Annotated in this window: 14 protein-coding genes; all 14 read right to left on the bottom strand. The window is 65.4% G+C overall.

What is annotated here, in order from left to right:
- Positions 1-25 precede the first annotated feature (25 nt).
- The gene (locus BIGA_RS02060) at positions 26-970 is read right to left on the bottom strand and encodes a carbohydrate ABC transporter permease (RefSeq protein WP_033506721.1); all 945 of its coding nucleotides are present in this window, start codon (positions 968-970) and stop codon (positions 26-28) included.
- A gap of 12 nt (positions 971-982) precedes the next feature.
- Positions 983-1,873, bottom strand: coding sequence for an ABC transporter permease (locus BIGA_RS02055; protein ID WP_237744029.1), 891 nt, complete (start codon positions 1,871-1,873; stop codon positions 983-985).
- Between the two features lie 196 nt (positions 1,874-2,069).
- A complete protein-coding gene (locus BIGA_RS02050; protein ID WP_033506719.1) occupies positions 2,070-3,683 on the bottom strand; it encodes a type 2 periplasmic-binding domain-containing protein in 1,614 nt (537 codons plus the stop codon).
- A gap of 551 nt (positions 3,684-4,234) precedes the next feature.
- Complete coding sequence (locus tag BIGA_RS02045) at positions 4,235-5,377, bottom strand: glycoside hydrolase family 172 protein (protein WP_152595988.1); 1,143 nt, start codon at positions 5,375-5,377, stop codon at positions 4,235-4,237.
- Positions 5,378-5,647: 270 nt separating this feature from the next.
- Positions 5,648-9,472, bottom strand: a complete 3,825-nt coding sequence (locus BIGA_RS02040; RefSeq protein WP_033506715.1) for an SNF2-related protein — start codon at positions 9,470-9,472, stop codon at positions 5,648-5,650.
- Positions 9,459-10,241: a MazG nucleotide pyrophosphohydrolase domain-containing protein gene (locus BIGA_RS02035; protein WP_033506713.1), complete on the bottom strand. Its 783-nt coding sequence runs from the start codon at positions 10,239-10,241 to the stop codon at positions 9,459-9,461. The genes BIGA_RS02040 and BIGA_RS02035 overlap by 14 nt, the downstream gene beginning before the upstream one ends.
- A 26-nt stretch (positions 10,242-10,267) precedes the next feature.
- Positions 10,268-11,671: a PolC-type DNA polymerase III domain-containing protein gene (locus BIGA_RS02030; protein ID WP_237744019.1), complete on the bottom strand. Its 1,404-nt coding sequence runs from the start codon at positions 11,669-11,671 to the stop codon at positions 10,268-10,270.
- Positions 11,672-11,783: 112 nt separating this feature from the next.
- On the bottom strand, positions 11,784-12,440 hold the full coding sequence (locus BIGA_RS02025; RefSeq protein WP_033506711.1) for a peptide deformylase: 657 nt from the start codon (positions 12,438-12,440) through the stop codon (positions 11,784-11,786).
- Positions 12,441-12,495: 55 nt separating this feature from the next.
- On the bottom strand, positions 12,496-13,881 hold the full coding sequence (gene glmM / locus BIGA_RS02020) for a phosphoglucosamine mutase (protein WP_033506709.1): 1,386 nt from the start codon (positions 13,879-13,881) through the stop codon (positions 12,496-12,498).
- A gap of 134 nt (positions 13,882-14,015) precedes the next feature.
- Positions 14,016-16,895: a DEAD/DEAH box helicase family protein gene (locus BIGA_RS02015; protein WP_033506708.1), complete on the bottom strand. Its 2,880-nt coding sequence runs from the start codon at positions 16,893-16,895 to the stop codon at positions 14,016-14,018.
- 205 nt (positions 16,896-17,100) lie between these two features.
- Complete coding sequence (pepN, locus tag BIGA_RS02010; protein WP_033506706.1) at positions 17,101-19,707, bottom strand: aminopeptidase N; 2,607 nt, start codon at positions 19,705-19,707, stop codon at positions 17,101-17,103.
- A gap of 104 nt (positions 19,708-19,811) precedes the next feature.
- A complete protein-coding gene (locus tag BIGA_RS02005; RefSeq protein ID WP_394295734.1) occupies positions 19,812-21,818 on the bottom strand; it encodes a ribonuclease J in 2,007 nt (668 codons plus the stop codon).
- Positions 21,819-21,964: 146 nt separating this feature from the next.
- Positions 21,965-22,870 carry a 4-hydroxy-tetrahydrodipicolinate synthase gene (gene dapA / locus BIGA_RS02000; protein ID WP_033506704.1) on the bottom strand — a complete coding sequence of 302 codons (906 nt, stop codon included), beginning with the start codon at positions 22,868-22,870 and terminating at the stop codon, positions 21,965-21,967.
- Positions 22,871-22,936: 66 nt separating this feature from the next.
- A complete protein-coding gene (gene dapB / locus BIGA_RS01995) occupies positions 22,937-23,689 on the bottom strand; it encodes a 4-hydroxy-tetrahydrodipicolinate reductase (RefSeq protein WP_033506702.1) in 753 nt (250 codons plus the stop codon).
- Positions 23,690-23,773: the final 84 nt, after the last annotated feature.

The raw sequence follows: 23,773 nt of genomic DNA, 5'->3' as shown, positions 1-23,773 counted from the left end.
GCACTCCCGCCGGGCCGCGTCGTGCTCAGCCCTTGACGGCGCCGAGCATGACGCCCTTGTTGAAGTACTTCTGCAGGAACGGGTAGAGCACCAGCAGAGGCAGAGTCGAGATGATGATAATCGCGAACTTGAGCTGATCGGCGATCTGCTGCTGATCGGACGCGGAGGCGGCCGACTGCGAGCTGCTCGCGTTGACGATCAGGATCTGCTGAAGCACGTTCTGCAAAGGCCACTTGTTGGTATCGGTGACGTAGATAAGGCCCGTCATGTAGTCGTTCCAATGAGCGACGAAGCAGTACAGGCCGATTACGGCGATAATGGCGCTCGATAGCGGGATCACGATGCGGAAGAAGTATCCGAAGTAGCTCATGCCATCGATCTGCGCGGCGTCGTGCAGTTCCTCAGGAATCGAGGTCTCGAAGAACGTGCGGGCCACGATCACGTTGTAGGCGCTGATCGCACCGGGCAGGATGAACACAAGCGGGGTGTTCAGGATGTCCAACTGCTGGTAGAGCAGGTAGGTCGGGACCAGGCCGCCGGAGAAGAACATCGTGACCGTGAACAGGAACATGATCACGCGACGCGCCTTGAACTCGGCGCGGGACAGCGCGAACGCACAGGGGATCGTGACCACCAGGTTCACGATCGTGCCCAGCACGGTGTAGATGATCGTGTTCAGATAGCCGTTCCAGATCTGGTCGTTCTTGAACACCGCCTCGTAGCCGGCAAGCGTGATGTCCTTGGGCAGGAACGTCACATCGCCCGAGGCCACGGCATTCGGACTCGAGAACGAGGAGATGATCACGAACCACAGCGGGTACAGCACGGCGATCACCACGAAGGCGAGCAACAGCCAGATGATGATGTCGATCACCCAGTCGCTGGGCTTCTTCTTGTAATGCACCTTCGGATTGAACGGAATGTCGTCCTTATTCACCTTGGCGGCGACGGCGACGGTTGCGTTACTCATGATGGTCACCCCTTAGAAGATGCTCGCGTCGTTGACCTTCTTCGAGATGCCGTTGGCGATCATCAGGAAGAGGAAGTTGATCACGGTGTTGAACAGGCCGATGGCCGTGGAGTATTCGAACTGGCCGCCCAGAATACCGATCTTGTAGGTGTAGGTCGAGATGACCTCGGTGGCGGTCTGGTTCAGCGTGTTCTGCATCAGGTAGATCTTGTCGAATCCGACGTTCAGGACCGAACCCATCTGCATGATCAGCAGGATCGTGCAGGTCGGCATGATGGCCGGCAGATCCACGTATCGGATGAGTTGCAGTCGGCTGGCGCCGTCCATCTTGGCGGCCTCATACAGCGAGGTGTCCACGCCGGACAGGGCGGCCAGGTAGATGATGCAGTTCCAGCCGCAGTGCTGCCAGACCTCGGAGATCCAGTAGACGGCGGTAATGGCGCCCGAGTTGCCCATCAGGCTTGTGTCGCCGAAGAATCGGCCGATGATGCCCGACCCCGGGGACAGGAAGATGTTCAGCATCGAGACGATGACCACCACCGAGATGAAGTGCGGCATGTAGGTAACCGTCTGCACGAAACCCTTGACCTTCTTGGAGCCGATCTGGTTGATCAGCAAGGCCAGGATGATCGGGAAGATGAAGCCCATCACCAGCGTCCACAGACTGATGCGAACCGTGTTCCACATGATCTGACCGAACAGCGGTGACTGGAAGAACTGGATGAAGTACTTGAACCCCACCCAATCGCCGCCGGTCAGCCCCTTGGACGGCTCGAACTCGCGGAAAGCGAGCTGGATGCCCCACATCGGGACATAGGCGAACAGGAACATGAAAATCAGGCCGGGGGCCACCAGAATCCACAGCTGCCAGTAGCGCTGAAGGTGGTAGGCGAGCCGCGACATGAACCCCGGCTTGGGACGGTTCGACGATACCGACCCGCCCGGAACCGCGACCGAGGCCGATTGCATATGCGTAGCCATAACGTACCTTGTTTCTCTATGACGTATGTGTGAAACGTCGGGCGGCTGCCTGCAGGCGAGTGACCGCCCGACGAGGGGATCCGCCGCGCGCCGGCGCCCGGCGGATCATAAGGTCGATTTACTGTCCTACGGCTTCGTCGTAGTACTTCTGCCAGATGTCGATGTTCTCCTGCAGACCAAGGCTCTCAGCGGTGAGCTGCTGGAGGTAGTTGTCCCAGCCTTCCTCAACGCCGCCGTTCTGGACGAACGTGGACAGCTGGTTCATCGCGAAGTTATCGATAGCGGTACGATTATTGGCCAACGTCTCGTTGTCCTCCTGGGTCGGGTGAATCCAGATCGGGATGACTTCCTTCTCGGCGTCCACGTTGGCCAAGGCGTCGCGGCAGGCCTCGTCGCTGGCGGTGACCTCATCGGCGTTCGTGTCGTTGATCATCGTCACGCTGTCCGGGATGTAACCGGCGAAGCGGTCCTGCAGGGCGATGACGGCGGTGTCCTTACGGCCGTTGACGTACGCCTTCTCCGTGTCGATGGTGTACTGGCCGTTGCCGTCGTCGGAGACGTAGTCCGGGATGGAGCCGAAGTACCCTTCGACGGACAGCTTTTCGCCGTACATCGCATTGATGACCTTCATCACCGCGTCCATGTTGACCGCGTCCGGATTGACGCTGAGCACGTAGGCGAACTCGGTGGCGTCCATCGAGTAGTCCCACTTGACGTCCTCGTCGGGCATGTCGGCGCTCTGCTTGAGCGGCGGCAGCGTGACGTACTGGTCAACCAGATCACCGTATTCGTTGGCGCTCGACCAGCCGATGGAGACGCCGGTCAGTGCGGTCTTGCCGTCGTTCTGGGTCTGCGAGGCGTACTGCGAATCGTCACGGGTGAAGGTGTCCTTCGGGATCAGCCCTTCGCTCATCAGCTTGCTGTAGAACGCAATGACATCCTTCATCTCATCGGCCGCGTAGTAGCTCTTGACCTCGCCATCTTCGACGTAATAGCCCTGAGTGGAGGCGGAGTTGCCCATGAAGTTGGTGACGATGCCGGTGGAGTTCAATAGCACGAGCGGGCTCCACAGGCCGAAGCCCAGATCACGGATATTCATCGGGATCTCGTCCGCTTCACCGTTGCCGTTCGGATCCTCGTTCTTGAACGCGATGAGCACCTGCTCAAGCTCGTCCCACGTGGTCGGCATCTCAAGGCCCAAATTATCCAGCCAAGTCTGGTTGATGAACATATGCGTGGCGGAAACGCGGTAGCCCTTGCCGCGGTCGGACGGCAGCAAGTAGTAGTGGCCGTCGTCATTGACCATCTTCTCGGCGGTCGGACGATCCTCAAAGAACTTCTTGACGTTCGGCAGCTGGTCCATGTACTCGGAGAAATCCAAGAAGCTGTCCGGGTACTGGGAAACGTCGTTCAGATCGAACAGCGACAGGCCGACATCCGGGAAGTCGCCGGCCACCATCTTGGCGGACTTCTGCTGACCCCAGGCGTTGTCGGTGATCTCCTCCCACTCGATATGGCAATCGCAGGCCGCTTCAAGCTCCTGGGTGAACGGCATGTCCTTGACGTGGACATCGGTCACGTTACGGCGGACGGTGATGTACACGATCGGCTTGCCATCGTCGGCAGTGGCCGGATGATCATCTCCCCCACACGCTGCCAGAGGCATCATCATGGCCGCCGCTGCGACCGCGGCCACGGCAAGCTTTACTCCACGAAGACTGCTGTGTCTCATAATTCTCTCCTTACAACATGCGACTGTTGTCTGTTTCTTGCCGACGAAGAAGCCCCCACTGCAGGTTGTGCCTTAGGTGGCTCAGAGCTCCATTGCCTGCCGGCTGATTGCGAGTATAGAACGGCAATCGTTTGCCGTCAAACGTTTGCCTTTGGCGTGTCGAACTCACGGCAAACGATTGTTTCCAAGCTTCTTAGAACGCTACCGAACGGGCGATGCCCCACCCGGACGGTGCCGGATTACCGCATTCCACGGACCTGAGATTGAGCGCCGACATAAAAAGAATCACCCGGCTCAAAGCGGAATTGGCGCCCTCAATCAGCCACTGGCGCAAGACACAGGACAGGAATCGCCTACCGTGTTCCACGAAGCATACGCCGCCGTGGCCACGGGTACGGAGGTACGGTACGAAACCATTGCAAAATGCTTTATCAGATTCCGTACCACACTTTTGTGGTACGGAACATCAAAAACCCCACCAAAAAGGTTCCGTACCATACCAGAGCAGCCATGGTCATCCGCTCCTGCAAATAAGGAACCGCGGCCGCCGCTTACCGCGGGCGACGCCAAGCCCGGTCGCGGATGGTGTCCGGGAACGGCACGTGCGGCTCGCCCTGATACCAGTAGGCCACGCTCGCCACGTCGTCGCTGCGTTCGAACAGCCCGGACTCGTCGACGCCGATCTGCTGGAGCTCGACCCTCAGGTCATGCTCGAAATAGATCGGGTCGGGGATATGCCAGCGGTACAGGCCGCGCATCACCGGCGTCGCCACATCCCAATAGTCGCTTTCTCGCCCCACCAGACGCTGCGAATAGAACGGGAACCCCATATACGGCCCGGTGTACGTCTGCTCGCGCATATGCCCCGCCTCATCGAACGCGGCGAAACTCCACGCCCCACCGAAGTAGTCCTCGGTGCCGGTGCTGCACCAAGTGGGGTATTCGTCGTCACCATCGATATACATCTTGATCTCGCCTTCGCCCCACCAGCGGCTCTCCAGCGCGGTCAGCGCCAGATACGTACCCACGTACGCGCCACGCCCACGCACACCATCGAGTACCACATAATCACGTCCGGGCTCAGTGAGCCGTTCGCGCCGCCACTGCGCGTGGAAGCGCATCATATCCTGCGGCAGCTCGTCATACGCCGTGTAGTCGATCTGGTAGAAGAACGCCGGCACGTCCTCGTTATGGTCGTTGCGCAGCACGATGCGCGCATGACGGAACGGCATGGCCCAGTAGCAGTTGAACCCCCGGTTGGGATTGACCATCACCGGAATCGAATTGACCCGGCAGGCCTGTGCATGCCCGCAGCAGAAGAAGTCGCCGATCGGACAGGCCACCGACGGGGTATCCTCGCCATCCCAATAGCACTCCAGAATCAGATTGCGCAGCACATCCGGGCCGGTGGGGCTGGTGCGGTCGGTCACGGTCATCCAGATATGCCGGATCACGCCCGGACCCTCCACATCCATCAGGGTTACGGATTGCCCGGCGGCGATGGTCTGGATGCACGGGCTGCCCTTGCGCGAGGGCCCCAACGCGCTGGCGGCCATGGCGGCACGACCCTTTCCCCCGGTGGGGTTCTCCGCGTTGATGCAACGACTCCGCCCGCTTGAAGGCATCGTCAACATATCCAACGCTCCCGACGGTATGCCCATAGCAAACGGCGGCATTCCCATTGGCGTATCCATGGCGCAAAGACCTCCTTGTACCCTGCCCAAACGTTCCGACACTCGCATCGAACCGGTTTGACACCATCATACAGGCATGTGTCCGACGCCACGTCCGTCCCGCCTCACCCGCCCATTCGATTCCACAGGCGGGGCGACCAGCATGAATCGCCAGGCGCAGGAACTGACGCGTAGTCCCACCCGACCATTCGATTTCCAAGCGAAGCGGCATCCCCAGACAACGGCACCGCTCCCGGATTCCGGCCAGCGCCCTATGCTCCGCCGTCGCCGCTAGCCACCCAGCAGCGCGAGCAGGTCCTCGCGGGTCAACGCGGCCACGGAACCGCCGGCGGAGCTTGAGGCCTCGTCCACGAACCGGTTGGCCAGATCGGTTTTGGACTGCTGCAGGTTCAGGATGCGCTCCTCAATCGTGTCCTTGGCCACGATCTGGTACACGTTCACATCCTGCGTCTGTCCGATGCGGTGGGCGCGGTCGGTGGCCTGGTTCTGCGCGGCCGCGTTCCACCACGGGTCGGCGTGGATGACCACGCAGGCGCCGGTCAGGTTCAGCCCCGTGTTCCCGGCCTTCAGGGAGATCAGGAACACCGGGGTGTCGTCGGCGTTGAACGAGTCGACGAGTTCCAGCCGGCGTTTCTTCGGCGTGGCGCCGGTGATCGTGTCATAGGTCATGCCGACCGACCGCAGCCGTTCGGCGATCAGGTCCAGATAGCTGGTGAACTGGGAGAAGATCAGCACCTTGCGCCCCGCATCGCGACAGCTCTCCACCAGCTCCTGGATCGCATCCAGCTTGGCCGAGGGCGACGCCGTACGGCGCCTGCCGTCGGACGGCGCGTCAAGCTGTCCCGCGTTCTCGTAGACCAGTCGCGGATCGCAGCATACCTGCCGCAGCCGGGTCAGCTGGGCGAGCACCTGGATCCTGTCGTTGCGAAAGTCCACATCGCGGGTCTTGTTGATCGAGGCGCGCAGCCGCTGCTCCAACGCCGCATACAGCCGGCGCTGCTCCCCTTCCAGCTGCACGGTGATGACGTTCTCGATCTTGTCGGGCAGATCCTTGAGCACGTCGGATTTCAGACGCCGCAGGATGAACGGCCCCACGAACGCCTGCAGCTTGGCCTGCGCATGCTCGTCGCCGCTCAGCACCGGCTGCTCAAACCGCTCACGGAAATGCCGGTATGACCCCAGCATGCCGGGCATCAGGAAGTCGAAGATGCTCCACAGCTCCGCCAGCCGGTTCTCGATCGGCGTGCCGGTCAGCGCGAAGCGGTGCCGCGCCAGCACCGACCGCACCGCCTTGGATGCCTTGGTCGCATGGTTCTTCACATACTGCGCCTCGTCCAGGGTCATGCCGAAGAATTCAATCCCCTGGTAGTCCTCCACATCGCGGCGCAGCAGATCATAGGAGGTGATCAGCAGGTCCGGCAGGGGCCCGCCGTCCGTCGCAGTCCCGTCATCCTCCGGCAGCGGGGTGGCCGCACCCTGCCAGCCGTCGTCCGACGCATCGGCGAGCGCCGCGGTCGTGGTTTGTGAGACGAGCGTGACGTCGTCGTCCACGTTGTCCCGTTCCGCAGCGCCGCGCGTCACCTGCGCCCGGCAGATCCGATCGAGCAGCGCACGCCGTCTCGCCTTGCTCCCGGCCACCACGGCCACGCGCAGTCCCGGCGCGAACCGCCGGCATTCGGCCTCCCAGTTGTACACCAACGACGCGGGGCACACGATCAGGTTCGGTCCCACCGCGCGCGCCTCGTCGCGCCGCGCCACCAGCAGCGACAGCAGCTGCACGGTTTTGCCCAATCCCATCTCGTCGGCCAGAATGCCGCCGAATCCCTTGTCGCACACCGCGTTCAGCCAGCGGAAGCCCTCGACTTGGTACGGTCGCAGCACCTCCGCCAATGACGCCGGCACCGCATAGGACTGCGGATCGACGACGCGCAGGCCGTCCACATAGGCGCGGAAGCCCTCGTCCTTCGCCTCGTCGTCCACCTGGGCGTCCAGATAGTAGGCGCTGGTCGCCGGCACCTGGACCGGCCCGAGTTCCAGATCATGCAATGTCAGGTCCAGGTCACTCAGCGTCTCCTCCGCCTGTCCGGCATCCACGACGGACATATCCAGGAACGCACCGTTGCGCAGCCGATGGAACCGCCTACGCCGCCGATAGCTGGCCAGCAGCCCCGGCACGTCCTCCGGATCGATCTCGTCGGCGATCGGCGAGATCTCCACCAGTCCCGACCTGACCGACAGCCCCAGCCGGATCGTCGGCCGCGGCGCGTCGAGCAGCCCGTCGAAGGCGGGTGTGGTGAACACCTCCCCCAGACCGCGCATCACCGGCAGCCCCTCGGTGATCAGTCGCCAGATCGCGTCGTCGTCCGACTCCTCCAGGAACGCCAGCGGCCCGTCCGGACGCGGGAAATAATGCAGCACCGCCTCCACGGCCAGGCGTTCGGCGTCTCGGTCGCGGCGCGGGGCGTCCTCGGCGGTGCCCTCGAAGGCATGGTACCGGCGGTCGCCGTACCGCGCCTGCACGTCGCAGGTCACGCCCATCGGCTCGCGATCCAGATAGATCTCGATTACGCAGGGCTCGCGCCGCAATCGCAGCATCTCCTCCGGCAGCCGAATCGGGATGCCGCGGACGCCGGCGCCCGACTCCCCCGTCTCCGACTCTGCCCCCGACTCCGGCCGGCCGTCGGTCGCGTCGTCCGTCGTCACCGCCGTGAACAACGGTGCCACCGTGCGCATGAACAGGTCGGTATCGCCCGGGGCGACCACCATATCCTCGCCGCGCGCGGTGCCGCACAGCACATCGATGGCCTGCCTGGCCCGCATGAACGCCTGCGAGCAGCGGTGGATCCGCACCTCGTCGCCACCGGAGGCCGCGCCCGAAGCCTCCGCGCGGCGTGACAGACTCTCGGACAGCGACGGCGCGACGGCCACGAACGACGCGGATGACCCCTCCACGATGTCCAACACATCCAATCGATGCCGCACCACATACCCCTCGGCGTCGTCGCTCCAGACCAGCGCCAGCCCCAGGTCAGGGTCGCCGTCCACCACGCGGACCGGCTCGGTCCGCATCCGGTAGGGGCGCTCGTAATCCAGGAAGGCGTCGGCGTCCACGAACGCAGCCAGCAGCTCGCCGATCTCGTCACCGGTCAGCAGCACGGTATCCGCCTCGGCACCGCGGCGGTAGAACGGCGCGCCGCCGGTCACCGATTCGCGGATGCGCACGGCCCGCTCCAGCACGTCGAGGATGGTGCGCGAGCGCTCGCTCAGGGTGTCGCGGGTGTGTACGAACGCGAGCTTGCGGCCGTAGGAGTGGAACTCCTGGTGCCGCACCGTGTCGATGAACGCGGCCACATCCTTGACCACATAGGCCACCGACCTGCTGGGGACCGTCAGACGGAGCCGCACCGCCCATGACGTGCCGAACCGGCGCAGTTCCGGACGCAGGACCACACTGCCGATCGGCAGGTGCCGGGATACGGCGCCGCCCTGCTGCGCACCGGTCGAACCGCCGGAGGAGGACATCGCGTCGATCTCCTTGAGCAGCGTGAGCTGGCGCGACTGCACGTCCGACTGACGGCTCTGCTCACGCTCGCGCATGAACGCCTGCAGGCGGCGGGAGGTCCGGGGACTGCGGCGCGGACGGGGACGCGCGGCAGGCGACGGGTCGCCGCCGTCCTCATCCAACGCCTCGAAGGCGTCGGGGTCCTCGTCATACGCCATGATCAGCGCGATGACATGCTTGCAGATGGCGCCGAACCGGCCGTAGGCGGGGCAGGTGCAATGCGATGCGGTCAGGTCGCCGATGCTCTGGTCGACGTGCGCGGTGACGCTGTAATCGTCGGCGTAACCGTCGGCGCTGTCTACCAGGGCGGTCAGCGTGATGCCGTCATCGGTGTACGTGTAGCCGAAGTCGTGGATTCGCGCGGAGTCGATGACCTCGTGCGCGCGGTAGAAGGATTTGCCGCCGAGTCTGCGCAGCCGTTCCTCGGGTATGAGCTCGTCGGGGACACGGCCGTAGACCGGCCCGTCGTCGAACGGCCGGCCCAGGGCATCCGAGCCGTTGCGCGACCCGTAGACCGCGTTATGCCAGGTCATGTTCCAGCCGCACAATCTCGTCCTCGACGGCGCGCAGACGACTGCGCAGGGCGGCGTCGATGTCGATGCCGGCCGCGTCGGCACGTCGAATGGCGGTCAGGATATCATCAGCGAGCCCTGCGGCGGTCGGCGATTCGGGAGTGTCACCGGTCGCGGCCTGCGAGGTCTCGGCAGCGAACGCGGCGGACAGACGGTCCGCATGGTCGGATCCGGCGACACGGTGGACGACCTTGGCAGCGCGCAGGAATGCGCCCTGCGAGTGGGAGATGCCTTCGAGCACGGAGGTGCGGTGCTTCTCCCTGCGTTTCATCTCGTTCCACAGCTTGAGCACGTCCTCGGGCGATTGTCCGGAGCCATCGTCCGCATCCTGCGCGCTATCCGGCGCGAATACCGCAGGATGACGGGTGATGAGCTTGTTCACCAGACGGTCGCATACCTCGTCCAGCGTGAACGGATCCACGGAATCCTTCTGGCACACCACCCCCTGAAACACCGATTGCAGCAGCAGATCGCCGAGTTCCTCGCGCATGCCCTCGCGGTCATCGGCCTCAACGGTATCCACGTACTCGTAGGTCTCTTCGATGAGATTCCTCAGCAGCGTGCGGTTCGTCTGCTTGCCATCCCACGGGCAACCGCCCGGCGCGGCGAGGACGGTGACCACGGCACGCACGCGGTCCAATGCGCTCGTAGCCTCCACCACGGGGCGCAGCTTCGAGCAATGCTCGAATCCATCCGGCAACTGGTATCCATCATGTGCGGCTTGGGTCATGCCACCACTCTAGCGCAGCGGCGGCCCTACCAGCGGCGACCCTTGGCGCGTTTGCCGCCGGTGCCGGACACGCCGTCGGGGCCCCATGGTCCGCGATGCGCCTCGCGCAGGGCCGTCAGGTGGCGCTTCATGGCCACCAGCATGATATGCGCGTCCTCCAGTCCCAGATGCCGCTCGGAGGAATCCCCGGGCAGCGCGCCCTGGCGCTTGGCGTAGGATTCCAGCGAGTTGTCGCCGTACGGATGGGCTTCGCTGGGGGCGGACCCCTCGTCCCACCGGCGGCTCATCGGCATCGTGTCGATGATCACGATATGCCCGGCGCGGTAGCTTTCCGCGTACCCGGCCACGTTGTGCAGGAAGAAGCGGTGTTCGAAGTTCGCGTTATGCGCCACGAACGGCTGCTGTTCAAGGCGCATCAGCAGCCCCTGCTGCGCCTGCGGCCATTCGTCGAACAGGCGCCACTGGCTGCTGGAGCGCATCTTCACGTCGATGCCGGTCAGGTTGCGGATGGCCTCGTTGCCGTGCCACGCGTTGGCCCGGGTGACGCCGAACCCCAGACGCGCCTGGCCGTACGCGTCGCCCGCCTGATACGAGGAGTCCACGTAGGGCATGCCCGCCGGGGCGTCCTGCGGACGGGGCGTGACCATGTTCATGTATTCGAAGCCGACGTCGATGATGTAATCGCGCAGCGGATCGGTGCCGGTGGTTTCGATGTCGACGCCCATGACGGTATCCAGACCGCGACCCGGCAGGTAGACGTCGCGCCAGTCCGATCCGATCGGGGATGCGACCGCGGCCCCCTCGGCATCGGGTGCGTCGCCGGCGGCACCGCCCGCGGCGATGGCACCCTCCAGGTTAGCGGCGACTATCAGCCGATCGCCGGCCTCGCGCTGCTCGCGGGCGCGCTTGCGGCGTTCGGCGCGGCCGTTGACCAGTTCGGCCGTCCGGTCCTGAATGTCGTCGACCGCGGGGGCACCCTCGGCGGCGTGCAGCACCGGCACGGTGACACGTTCGCGATGCTCGTAGGCAACCGTCCACAGCCCCTCGGCCACGCCGCGGTCACGCAGCAGATTGATCTCGTCGTTCAGTCGACGGTTCGCATGGGCGAGCGCCCTCGGCAGCCGGTATGAGGGGATGAGCCGGTCGTAGTCGGTCATGAACACGCGATCGCAACAGGTCAGGATGGCCTCCAGCCGGTCGCGGATCATCAGGTCGCGACGCAGCAGGTCGTGTACGTCGGAGGATGCGCCGGCGTCGCAGTCGTGTACGGTGGCCACGCCCACGCCGTGGACCAGGTCGAGCGTGCGCACCCAGTTCCAGTCGATCGGACGATCGTCCGCGTCGACGTCCATCACCGCGGCCCACTGGTCGATATCGCCGTGCGCGCGCACCAGCCAGTCGTCGTCAGCATGTCCGTACATCGCACTCATCGAAACCTCCTTCGCCGCTGCCGTACCGCCTATCGTAGCCGGAGAACGGGCGCGGCCGCACCGTCGGCACGTCGCCATGCACGTACCGGGGCGCGGCCGCACACCCTGTCGGCTACAGGTCGAAGCCCAGTTCCTCGGCCGCCTCGGTCGGCACCGGGTCCTCGCACCACAGGTCGGCCAGGTTCTCGTCCGAGCTCAGCGAGCGGATCTCGGCGCGGTCGATGTACACCTCGCCGGACAGGTGATCGGTCTCATGCTGGAAGATGCGGGCGGGCCAGCCGTGCAGGCGCTCCTCATGGCGGTTGCCGTCCTCGTCCTGCCAGCGGGCGATGATGTCCAGCCATCGGCGGCGCACCGCCTGATAGCCGGCGAAGCTCAGGCACCCCTCGTAGAAGCTGCGGGTCTGGTCGCCGACCGGTTCGTAGCTGGGGTTGATGATGACGTGGAACGGCAGCTCGCCGATCTCGCGCGGATCGTCCTCGTCCCCCTCGCGCACGTGGTCCTCCAGCACGGCGATGGCCATGCCCAGTCCGATCTGCGGGCCGGCCAGGCCCACGCCCGGCGCCTCAAGCATGGTGGTGCGCATGGTTTCGATGAGTTTGGTCAGCGTGCGGCGGGACAGCTGCCCCTCGTACGGCACGGTCCGCTGGCGCAGCACCGGCTCGCCCATCTGCACGATCGGCAGGATGCCTTCCTTGCCGCCGGTTTTGATCAGGTGCTCGACGTCACGGTTGAGGGCCACGTCGACCTTCGCGTTGGCTTTGAACATGGTGGCGGTTCCTTTCGTTGTTCCCGTTGTCTGCCGTTGTCTGCCTCGGCGGCGGTCACAGGGCCAGCTCGTCGGCCACGACCTGCGCCAGGCGGGCGCAGACCTCGTCGGCCTGCTGCTGGGTGGCGGCTTCGGCCATCACGCGCACCAGCGGCTCGGTGCCGGAGGGACGCAGCAGCACGCGGCCGGTATCGCCGAGCAGCGCCTCCTCGCGTTCCACGGCGGCCTGCACCACGGCGTTGGTGGATGCGGCGTTCTTGTCGACGTTCGGCACGTTGACCAGCTGCTGCGGCAGCTGCGGGAAGTCGGCGGCCAGCTGCTTCAGGCTCTTGCCGGACTTCATGACCTCGTTGCACAGGGTCAGCGCGGTCAGGGTGCCGTCGCCGGTGGTGGCAAACTCGCGGTTGATCACGTGACCGGACTGTTCGCCGCCCAGCGTGTAGCCGCCGCGCAGCATCTCCTCCAGCACGTAGCGGTCGCCCACCGCGGTCTGCACGGTGGCGATGCCCATGTCCTTCAGGGCCAGCTTCAGGCCCAGGTTGCTCATGACGGTCACCACCAGCGTATCGTGGGCCAGCTTGCCCTCGGCCTTCTTGGCTCGGGCCAGGATGCCCATGATCTGGTCGCCGTTGACCATGTTGCCGTCCTCGTCCACGGCCAGGCAGCGGTCGGCGTCGCCGTCGAAGGCCACGCCCATCATGGCGTCGGAGGCCTTGACCATGGCCTGCAGCTGCTCGGGGTGGGTGGAACCGGCGTTCTTGTTGATGTTGTAGCCATCGGGGGAGGCATTGATCACCACCACCTCGGCGCCGGCGCGACGCAGGGCCTCCGGGGCCACCACCGAGGTGGCGCCGTTCGCGCAGTCGGCCACGATCTTCAACCCCTTGAGCGGCTTGGGCTGGGTCTTGTCCGGGCCGATCGGGGCGATGGTGGAGACCAGGTGGTCGATATACAGGTTGGTGGCGGTCACCGTGTCATGGCTGATGCGTCCCACGCCGGCGCCGGTCGGACGTTCCCAGTCCTGGCCGAGCACCGCCTCGATCTGGTCTTCCTTGGCGTCGGGCAGCTTGAATCCGCCGCGTGCGAAGAACTTGATGCCGTTATCCGGCATCGGATTGTGGGAGGCGGAGATCACCGCGCCCATCTCCACGTTGAGCACGCTGGTCAGGTAGGCCACGCCCGGGGTCGGGATGATGCCCGCGTCGATCACGTCGAACCCTCCGGCGCTCATGCCGGCCGACAGCGCGGCGGCCAGGAAGTCGCCGGACACGCGGGTGTCGCGGCCGATCAGCGCACGCCGCCGACCCTCCGGACGATCATCCTTCGTACCGGAATCCCCCAGCACGCGCACCGCGGCGTCGCCCAGATCGAGCGCCAGCTGCGCGGTCAGGTCGCGGTTCGCCAATCCACGTACACCATCGGTTCCAAACATCTTGGGCATGAGCTACGCCTCTCCTCAGCCATGGCGGCATCACGCCGCACTCCTCACGATTACCGTGCACCATCGTACTCACCACGCGGCACGATGCGCGGGCACAATCCCACAGATTGCCCCGTTTCACCGCATTTGGTGAGTCAGGCACCGACCACCGCATCGGTCACGCCCATGCACACCGTCGCCCGATTGAGGAACGAACGCCTCCGGCACATCAGCAGCACCCGCCTCCCCTGTTCGCTACGGGTGTACACAGGCTCGTATCGGCTCAATCCCGCGCGCAGATGGCGTGTCAGGCATTCCACATCGCTTTTGCGGCGGGCCAGCGAGGCCGGGCAGGGGAAGCTCGCGCCGTATGCCGGCCGACCCCAGCGTTTGCCGATCAGCACGTAGCGAGGATTGTCAATCGGAGCAAGCAACTCCTGCATCATGCGCGAGAACAACGCCTGATCGCGTTGCGTGGCGTCCGCCAGCATGCATTGCAGCGCGCCGCCGCCATCGCCGCACTCCTCCACAATCACGGCCGCGCGAGGACTATCGATGAGACGCAGTTCACGCATCGTGCGCAGCAACGCGTCGGCGAGCGCCGTGACGGTACTGGTCGGCGTGGATACCGAAACCGCACGCATGATGGCCCGGACAGCCAACGGTATGACGGCGATCAACAACGCGCCCACGATAGCGCCCGGCACCACATCGCCCGATAGGACCAGCATCCGCGCCACCGTGCCGATCACGCCGGAGGCGATGACGTATATCAGCGTTTCGAGGATGTTGACGAACAGCACACCGCGCGGCTGGACCTCGGAACCGACACGTACCGTGCGTACGGTGCGGCCGCCGGTACGGTCACCCGCCTCGAACCATTGGGCGGCGACTTCGGCGCGCCGGGCGCTGCGTTCCAGCATCTGCCCGTTGATCCGCTCGATGCCCTCCCGGTCGAACGGCGGTTGGATGATGCCGATGCGCCGGATGCCGCTTTCGATGGCGTTGCCGGCGTATGAGGGGCCCATGAAACAGTCGAACCGGCGGCATAGGCGTGCGTAATCCTCACCGCGGATGGTGGAGTAGTCGGGCGGATCCAGGATGGCGTCGGCCATGCGCATCGCCGCGTTCCCGGGTTGGGGCGGGGGTTCGACGGCCACCAGATGCCAGATGTTCGCCACCTTGTCCGGATCGGCGGCCACGGTGCGGATCGCACGGCCACGCATCTGGTTGGTCAGCATGAACGAACCGACCACACTGGCCAGCACCAGCGTGTTGATGCTGGGAGAATCCCACCCCTCCCCCAGCAGTGACTTGGTGCCGATCAGCACGTGCAGGCGTCCCGATTCGAACAGTTCGGTGACCACGGCGGTTTTCACATCGTTCGCCGGACCGAGATCGGCTTCAAGGTACTCGGATACCGGCAACGGTTTGAATCTGGCGGTCACGCCGCGGCGTGAGGCTATGGCGGCCGTCTCGTCGCGCAGATCGGCGGGGATGACGACCAGGCCGCCGGAGATTGCGCCCATGCGGGCGACGGGCGCGCCGTTGGGTGCGGATGAGCCGTCCACGGCGGCGTGGTCGGCCGCGAACGCCCGTCGCAGTGTCTCGAAGATCGGAATCACTCCCATCGTGGTCATCGGACGTTCGCCGCCGATGTCCGGCTTCAGTTCCTTGCGAATGTAGTCGGTGAGTACCAACAGGCGCAGACGTTCGCCTATCGCCGCCGACTCGTGGCGCACGATGCGCGTGATCGAATCCAGCTTGCCCACCGATGACATGAGTCGGCGCGCGGCCTCGTCATCATTGTCGAACACCACCTTGCCGTGTTCCACCACGCCCAGTCGGCTCAGCCGCGTCTTCATCCGCGCGGACAGCTGCTTGCCGAACACGTCTGGCGTGGCGATCACGAACTGCAACGCGGCCTCGGCCTGCGGCGCGCGGCAGGCGGGCAGACGGCCGTTCGCACTGACCAGACGAATCAGACGGCGTGCGGGGTGCCGCCCTGTGGCGTTCATCAGCGCCATCAGCGCCAGATACCCGTCCGGATGGTCGTATATCGCCTCCGAAACCGTACAGGACTCGCCTTCAAGCGCAACACCCGCGGCCGCGATCGCCTCATCGAACAGCGGATCGGCCACGATCTGCTCCAACGCATCCGCGGCCTTGACACGGCGCTGCATGATCGCAGCGGTTTCCTGCGCGGTCGGGTAATTGAACATCACATAATCCTGATGCGGGCACAGGTTGCGTTGCGCCACCAGCTCCGGGGTGAAGATCTCCTCATCGATCGGTCCGCACAGCCGTTCGTAGCGCTCCCATTCGGCCGGATTCGCATCGTATGGCGGCGTGGCGGTCAATGCGATGGTCACGATGCGGCCGGATACACGGTCGTCGGAGCGCAAGGCGTCGGTGAAGTCCTCGATGGCGCGTTGCCATTCCCGGCGCAGATGGTGCGCCTCGTCCAGGCAGATCGTGCGGATGCCGGCGTCCACCACCATGTCGACCAGTTCGGCGAGCGCCTGGGCGCGGCGGGAGACGGCATCTTCGGCAGAGCTCGAGGCATCGGCGTCCGGGGCATCGGCAGGGAAAACGCCATCGCGGGCGGACTGTTCCGAGTCGGGCATGGAGCTACGGTCGGCCCCAGTGTTCGCAGCATCGGCATCGCCGTCGGATTCCTCGCCCTGTGGACTCTGTTCCTCGGGTTCCCGTTCATCGATCGCGGCGAACAGGGCCTGATAGGTCACGGAGGTCAGGTCGGCGGGCTGCCGCAATTGCTGCGATGTGGTATGCGCGCCGCCGGTGAAATGCGTGGTGAATCGGTCGATCCACTGTCCGGCGATGGCGACGGTCGGCGAAAACACCAAGGCCGCGGCCCCGGCGCGACGGATCAGTTCCAATCCCAGGATGGTTTTTCCGCTGCCCGGAGGGGCGACGATGTGAAGACGGCCCTGCCGCAGATACCGGTCGGATTCGTCCAGAATGCGCTGCTGATAGTCACGGAATGTGCCGTCGAACCTGACATCCTCCCACATGGCCGGCTCCTCCTTGAATTCGCGGGTATCTCCAGCTTACCGTTGGGGCGGCCGAAGGCTCCTTCTGACGCATGAGAACGGACCATATGCACCAGATGGGCCACTAGACCGGCATGAAAAAGCCCATTTGCCGCACGAGGACGGACCCCGTGCGGCAAATGGGCCATGGAACGGATGCCCCAGGATCGGAGCGGCTGCGCTTAGATCACAGCGCGGCGTTCCAGTCGCGCACCTTGAGCGAGCGGCGGGCGCTTTCCAGGTTGCCGATCACGATGCGGCGGAACGCGTTGTCCGCCTCGGCGTGGGAGGCCAGCCAGGCGTCGCCCTGCTCGACCAGCTTGGCCGGGTCGGCGTACACCGGCCACAGGCCTTCGAGCAGCGCCTCGGCCATGTGGAACGTGCGGTTCGTCCAGATCCAATCGGCCTCGGCGAAGTAGCGCTCCACATACGGGTCGGCCAGCTCGGGCGTGGCGCCGGCGAAACCGCGGGCCACGGCCTCAAGCTGCATGTTGGTCAGCTCCTGGTTGCGGATGGCCTCGTTCCATGCCCATTCCTTGGCCTCGGCCGTGGAACGGCTGGCGCGGGCGCCCATCGCGAACTCACGGTTGGCAGTGGTGTCGCGCTTGGCGAGCTCCGTGTCGATGCCGGCCTCGTCGATCTGGTTGACGGAGGCGAGCGCCTTGACGAGCGCCCAGCGCATGTCGTTGTCGATGTCCAGTCCATCCAGCGTCACGGTGCCGTCGAGCAGGCCGCGCACGTTCGCGGCGAATTCGGCGTCGCCCTCTTCGCCGTAGCCCAGGTAGGCGTTGACGAGCTGGAACTGGTTGTCGGAACCGGCTTCGGCGGCGTTCGCCAGCGTCCACAGTTCGGCGGCCACGTGGCGCAGCACGTCCTCGCGGCGGGCCGGCGCCACGTAGTGGTGCGCGGTGGTGCCCATGCAGCTCAGCGCGTAGCGGAACGTGGTGGACTCGGCCTCGTGCGCAAGCAGCTTGAGCGTGGTCTCGATGAACCGCTCGGCCGGCAGTTCGGCGTCGCGGGTCATATCCCACAGCGCCAGCCAGATCACGGCACGGGCGAGCGCGTTGTCGAAACGGTACAGGTTCTCGACCGCGAACTCCAACGAGGCGGCGTCGAAGCGCAGCTTGGTGTAGGTCAGGTCGTCGTCGTTGACCAGGATGAACGCCGGGCGCGGCTTGCCGGCGGCCTCGGTTACCACGGTGGTCTCGCCGTCCACGTCGAGTTCGATGCGGTCGGTGCGCACGATGCGGCCGGTGGCCGGGTCCTCGTTGTAGAAGCCGACGGCCAGGCGGTGCGGGCGCAGCACCGGATGCTCGGCCGGCGCGCTCTGGGTCAGGGTCAGGGAGGCGATGGTGCCGTCCGCGTTCTCCTCGACGTCCGCGGCGATGGTGTTGATGCCGGCCTGTTCGAGCCACAGGGCGCTCCACGCCTTCATGTCGCGGCCGGAGGTGGCCTCCAGCTCGTTGAGCAGGTCGTCGAGCGTGGCGTTGGCGAACGCATGGCGGGTCAGGTAGCGGTGGATGCCGTCGAAGAAGCGTTCACGGCCCACGTACGCGACGAGCTGCTTCAGCACGGAGGCGCCCTTGGCGTAGGTGATGCCGTCGAAGTTCACGTACGTGTCGTTCAGGTCGTTGATCGGGGCAACGATCGGGTGCGTGGTCGGCAGCTGGTCCTGGTTGAGCGCCCAGCTCTTCTCGCCGGAGCAGAACGTGGCCCAGGCGTCGGGCCAATCGGTGGCCTCGGCGGTGGCGAGCGTGGAGGTGAACTCGGCGAAGGATTCGTTCAGCCACAGGTCGTTCCACCACTTCATCGTCACATAGTCGCCGAACCACATGTGGGCCAGCTCGTGCAGCACGGTCACCACGCGGCGTTCGGAGAGCGCGTCGGTCACCTTGGAGTCGAACACGTACTGGTCGCGGATCGTGACCAGGCCGATGTTCTCCATCGCGCCCGCGTTGTACTCCGGCACGTAGATCTGGTCGTACTTGGCGTACGGGTACGGGATGCCCCAGGTCTTGGCGTAGAACGCGAAGCCCTTCTTGGTGATGTCGAACAGGTAGTCGACGTCCTTGGCGAAGGCCTCGGCCAGCGACTGGCGGCAGTACTGGCCCATCGGCACGACGCGGCCGTCCTCGTTCTCGTACTCGGTGTGCCACTGCGCGTACGGGCCGGCGCAGATGGCGGTCAGGTAGGAGCTCATCGTCACGGTCGGCTCGAACACCCAGCGCTTGATGCACTCGGCCGGATGGTCGCCCAGCGTGTCGTCCAGAGTCATGCCGTCCACGGATTCCACGGTGTGCGCCGGCTGGTTCGACAGCACGATCCAGCTTTCCGGAGCGGTCACGTCGAAGTCGAACACGGCCTTCAGGTCGGGCTGGTCGAACACGGCGTAGACGCGGCGGGCGTCCGGCACCTCGAACTGGGAGTACAGGTACACGTTGCCGTCGGCGGGGTCCACGCTGCGGTGCAGGCCCTCGCCGGTGTTGGAGTACTGGCACATGGCCTTGACGACGACCTCGTTGTGATCCTTGAGGTTGTTCAGCTCGATGCGGCTGTCCGTGAACGCGGCGGCGGGGTCGAGCGCCTCGCCGTTCAGCACGACCTCGGTCACCTGGTCGGCAATCAGATCAAGGAAGGTGGAGGCGCCGGCCTGGGCGTCGAACGTGACCTTGGTGGTGGATGCGAAATCCTCGGCACCGACGGTCAGATCAAGCGAAACCCAGTAGTGGATGGGCGCCGAGACGACGGCCTTGCGCTCCCCGGCTTCGATCCGGGTGAGATTTGCTCCTGGCATTGTGTACCTTTCTGGCTTGCTGGGGTGGTGGCGTTCGCCGTGCGGCGGACGCCTGACATGGAAGCCCGCGGCGGTCTTGTGAACCGTCGCGGGCGATGGTTTGGCTATTCGTTGGAATCCTCTGTGGCGGCGATGTCGGCCACCACGGGCACGATCATCGGCTTGCGGTGCAGCTGGCGGGCGACCCATCCGCCGAGCGTGCGGCGCATGATCTGCTGCAGCTTGTAGGTGTCGCGCGTGCCGTGGATCATCGCGTCCTCAAGCTGGTCCACGATCTGGTGGCGCACCTTGTCGAATTCGCTCTCGTCCTCAGCCACGGCGTTCAGGAAGATCTTCGGACCGGTCACGACTTCACAGGCTTCGGTGTCGACCACCACGAAGCTGGAGACGAAGCCCTCGGTGCCGAGGATGCGGCGCTTCTCCAGCACGTCGTCGGTCAGTTCGCCGACCGAGTCGCCGTCCACGTACACGTAGCCGCACGGCACCGAGCCGACGATGGCGGCCTTGCCGTGGTAGAGGTCCACCACGTCGCCGTCCTGCGCGAGCACCACGCCGTTCGGGTCCACGCCGGTCTTGACGGCGATCAGGCCGTTGGCGATCAGGTGGCGGTTCTCGCCGTGGATCGGCATCGCGCACTTGGGCTTGACGATGTTGTACAGGTACAGCAGCTCGCCTTCGTTGCAGTGGCCGGAGACGTGGACCGCGGCGTTCTCCTTGTTGATCACGCGGGCGCCCATCTGCACGAGCTTGTTGATGACCTTGTAGACCTCGTGCTCGTTGCCCGGGATCAAGGAGCTGGCCAGGATCACCGTGTCGAACTCGTGGATGGTGATGTCGCGGTGGTTGCCGTCGGCGATGCGGCCGAGCGCGGCCATCGGCTCGCCCTGGGAGCCGGTGCACATGTACACCAGGTGGCGATCGTCCACGTCGGAGGCCTGCTTCAGGTCGATGACGGTGCCTTCGGGGATGTGCAGGTAGCCGAGTTCGGCGGCGATGGACATGTTGCGCACCATCGAACGGCCTACGAACACGACCTTGCGTCCGTACTTGTGCGCCGCATCCACCACCTGCTGCACGCGGTGCACATGGCTGGAGAAGCTGGCCACGATGATCTTGCGGCTTGCCTCGGCGAAGGCGCGGTCGAGCGCGGGGCCGATGGAGGTCTCGGGCTTGACGAAGCCGGGCACCTCCGCGTTCGTGGAATCGGCCATCAGCAGGTCCACGCCCTGTTCGCCAAGCTTGCCGAACTCCACCAGGTCGGTGATCTTGTGGTCGAGCGGCAGCTGATCGAGCTTGATGTCGCCGGTATCGATGAGGCTGCCGGCCGGGGTCTTGACGAATACGGCCAACGCGTCCGGGATCGAATGGGTCACGGTTACGAATTCCAGGTTGAACGGACCGACCTTGAGCTTGTCGCGCCCCTGGACCACGGTCATCACCGGGTTGATGCGGTGCTCCTTGCACTTGGCCTCCACGAAGGCCAGCGTGAGCTTGGAGCCGATCAGCGGGATGTCCGGACGCAGCTTGAGCAGATACGGCACGCCGCCGATGTGGTCCTCGTGGCCGTGCGTGAGCACCAGCGCCTCGACCTTGTCCAGACGGTCCTTGATGTAGTGGAAGTCCGGCAGGATCAGATCCACGCCCGGCTGCTCCTCCTCGGGGAAGAGCACGCCACAGTCGATGAGCAGGATGTGGCCGTTGTATTCGACCACGTTCATGTTGCGGCCGATCTCACCCAGACCGCCGAGCGGCACGATGCGCATCGTGCCCCTGCGGTACTTGGGCGGCGGGATCAGGCCCTCGGCGTGTTCATCGGAACGCTTGCCGCGTGCGTTGCGGCGTCCGGCGCGGCCGGATGCCGACTTCGCGCCCTGGCCGCCGGACTGCGCCGGGGCAGTGGTCTGGTCACCGCCGCGACGTGAGGTCGCGGACTTCTTGGCTGTCGCTCGTTTGGCGCCTTTGGCGGCGGGCTGGTTGCCCGTGGCCTCGGCGATGATTTCATCCATGATGGCCTCGACCTGCGGGTCCGCGCCGTTGGTGCGGACGCGACCGGTCTTGCCGTCACCGGTGTGTGCGGCGTCAAGCGCCGCGAGTTCTTCTTCTAATGCCATTGGTTCTGTTTCTATCTTGGTGTTCCCGCCTATGCGGGAACGAGGTCTTATGCGCCGACCGGCAGGATGTCGCCGCCGTGCCGGCTCACTGCGCTCCAGGGCGCACACGCGCCGGCTGCGGCAGGACGCCGGGAATCCGGAGCTCGTCAGAGCAATCCGGAGGCGCGCATGCCGGCCTCGGCCCGGGCGATCTCGTCCGGTCCCGGGCCGACGTTCGGCAGTCGCATGGAGGTGTCGTCGAGCAAGCCGCGCACATGGAGCGAGGCCTTGGCCATCACCGCCTGGAATCCGTTGCCGTTCAACGCCTCGACCAGCGGGGCCAGCCGCACGGCCAGACGCTGGGCCTGATGGATGTCGCCATGGTCGAAGGCGGTGGCCAGGTCACGCATCGGCCCGGAGGCGGCGTGGGCGATCACCGAGATGATGCCGACGGCGCCGACGGACAGGAACGGCAGGAACAGGCCGTCGTCTCCCGAGTACCAGTCGAGTCCGGTTTCCATGCGCTTGCGGACGGCTCCGGCGATATCCCCGGTGGCGTCCTTGACGGCGGTGACATGGTCGAGTTCCGCCAGCCGGCGGTAGGTGTCCAGCTGGATGCGCACGCCGGTGCGACCGGGGACGTCATAGACGATGATGGGCTTGTCCGCCGAGGCGTTGACCGCCCGATAGTGTTGGAAGATGCCTTCCTGCGAGGGACGCGAGTAGTACGGGGCCACGACGAGCACCGCGTCGACGCCGGCCTCCTGGGTCTGTTCGGCCATGCGCACGGAATGGGCGGTGTCGTTCGAGCCGGCACCGGAGATGACCGGCACGTCGACGACCTCTTTGACGGCCCGGACCAGATCGACCTTCTCGTCCATGTGAGTGACCGGGGATTCGCCGGTGGTGCCGTTGACCAGGATGCCGTCGGCGCCATCCGCGACCAGCTGCTTGGCGATGCGCTGGGCGGCGCTGTAATCGATGGATCCATCGGCTTTCATCGGCGTGATCATGGCCGGGATGATGCGCCCGAACGGGGCAGGATCAAGAAGATGCATGGTACCGTCACTCATGGTATCCACGGTACTTCGCGGGCGGGACGCGAAGCCCCGCCCGTCCGGCGTCCACGGCGGAGTCGATCACAGGTCCAGGAAGCGGTCAAGCCCCACGGTCAAGCCCGCATGCGACCCTTCGGCCAGCTTGCGTACGGCCAGCAGCACGCCGGGCATGAAGGAGATGCGGTCGAAGCTGTCGGCGCGGATCGTCAGCTGTTCGCCGGCGTTGCCCATCAGCACCTCCTCGTGCGCGTTCAGGCCGCGCAGACGCACCGCATGCACATGGATGCCGTCGACCACCTGGCCGCGGGAGCCGCCGTCGGTTTCGGTATTGTCCGGCACGGGGGCCAGGCCGGCGGCCTGACGTGCGGCGGCGATGCCTTGCGCCGTGTGGATGGCGGTGCCGGACGGGGCGTCGACCTTGTTCGGATGGTGCAGCTCCACCACTTCGGCCGACTCGAAGTACGGGGCGGCGAGCTTGGCGAAATAATCGGCCAGCACCGCGGAGATCGCGAAGTTCGGCGCGATGAACACGGCCTGATCGGCGCGCGGCGCCGCGGCCAACGCCTGACGCACCTGCTCTAGACGGTCCTCGGTCCAGCCGGTGGTACCGACCACCACGTCCACGCCCTGACCGATCAGCGTCAGCACATTGTCCAGTGTGACGGACGGCACGGTGAATTCCACGACCACATCAGTGTTCTCCGGCGTGATGGCGTGCAGGTCATCGCCCGCGTCCAGCGTGAGCGCCAGCTCCATGTCCTGTGCACCGTTGACCGCGTCCACCACGTGGGATCCCATGCGCCCTTTGGCGCCGACGACGGAAACCTTGATCATTGTTGCCTCCTTGATGATTGAGTGCCAGCGTTGTTCCCTATCCGTCCCGAGCCTATCGCGCGCCGCGAACAGTGGGGCGCAGCC

Origin of the sequence: Bifidobacterium pullorum subsp. gallinarum, from assembly GCF_000741215.1 — a bacterium.
GTDB classification, from domain to species: domain Bacteria; phylum Actinomycetota; class Actinomycetes; order Actinomycetales; family Bifidobacteriaceae; genus Bifidobacterium; species Bifidobacterium pullorum_B.
This window is presented reverse-complemented; position numbering and strand designations above follow the sequence as displayed.